1 protein-coding gene and 1 pseudogene are annotated in these 1,209 nt (G+C 57.6%); one reads left to right on the forward strand and one right to left on the reverse strand.

The window, feature by feature from the left end; genetic code table 11:
* Positions 1-251, forward strand: a 251-nt coding sequence (locus AC5ZFO_RS47960) for an integrase core domain-containing protein (RefSeq protein WP_496124261.1), incomplete at its 5' end; no start/stop codon positions are given.
* A 56-nt stretch (positions 252-307) separates the two neighbouring features.
* Here AC5ZFO_RS47960 and AC5ZFO_RS47965 read toward each other — a convergent pair.
* Positions 308-1,084, reverse strand: a pseudogene (locus AC5ZFO_RS47965) (IS701 family transposase); the annotation flags it as partial.
* Positions 1,085-1,209 lie beyond the last annotated feature (125 nt).

Genomic DNA, 1,209 nt, shown 5'->3' on the forward strand with positions numbered 1-1,209 from the left:
TCGAGCGCTGGCATCAGACGCTGAAGAACCGCATCCTGCTCGACAACTATTACCTACCCGGTGATCTCGAGCGTCAAGTGGGAGCCTTCGTCGAACACTATAATCACGTCCGCTATCATGAGAGCATCGACAACCTCACGCCAGCCGATGTCTACTTCGGCAGGGCTGAGGCGATCCTCGCAGAACGAAACCGCATCAAGCGCGACACCATCGCAAACCGCCGCTTGCAGCATCAACTGCAGGTCGCTTAAACTCTAACCTGATGAGCCAGAGTCTCCCTTCTCAAAAAGCCTGACCAGTCTCAAATTATCTGACGACGGACAGGCTTTCCGCTCTTCGCGACGGGGAAGATCAGGGTAACGTCGGCGGGATAGACGTTCTGGCGTCGCGATAGACCTACCGCCCACAGCAGGCCACGCTCGCTCAAAGCCCGACGGAAAGGTCCGCTCGAACCGTATCCTGAATCGGCAAGCACACAGCCAAAACGCGCGCCGGAGGCGATGACGCGGTCGATCTCCTCGACCGCAATCTCCGGCTTTGTCAAAGGAGTTTGTCGATCCTTCGGCACACCGGCCCGCGCCATGCGCTCGGAATCATCCGTCCAACTCTCGGGAAGGAATAACCGCAGGCCCACCATCACCGGCACCTCGCGCGAGGCCAACGTTACCGAGACCAGCGACTGACAATTGGCAGTCTTTCCCAGCGATGAGGCATATTGTGGTGCGACGCCAACCGAGTGACATCCCTTCTTCGGCAAGGCGGTGTCGTCGATGACAAGAAACCCTGCTTCATCGCCAACCAAGCTATCTGCCTCCTTCAGCAGGGCGGCCTCGAATGGAGCACTGTCCCAAACTCCCGGAGCGACGAAATGATGAAGCTGATCATAGCTGACCTCGTCAGCGCGTGCCGCCATCGGCTGAACGCTCTTGCGGTCTCCAGGACCAATCAGCCCGGCAACGTAAGCCGGACACATCCGTGCCCTTGTCCTGTGCCCAAGCGCTGCGACAAACGGTGCAAGCCAGCGATCAAGATCGACTTGCCAGTCTACGTCCTTCGATCGGCCCTCCAAAAGCCGACCACCTATGAATCATTGAAAAACCGATTCGGGAATCTGGTCCCGCCGCTCAATCACCAAAATCTGCCAAAGTAGTGCTTCTGTAATGGGCCTTTGTTCGTCAAGTCCCTCTGAACGATATCTCATCGCCAGGA

Source organism: Bradyrhizobium sp. Unk1, from assembly GCF_059512345.1.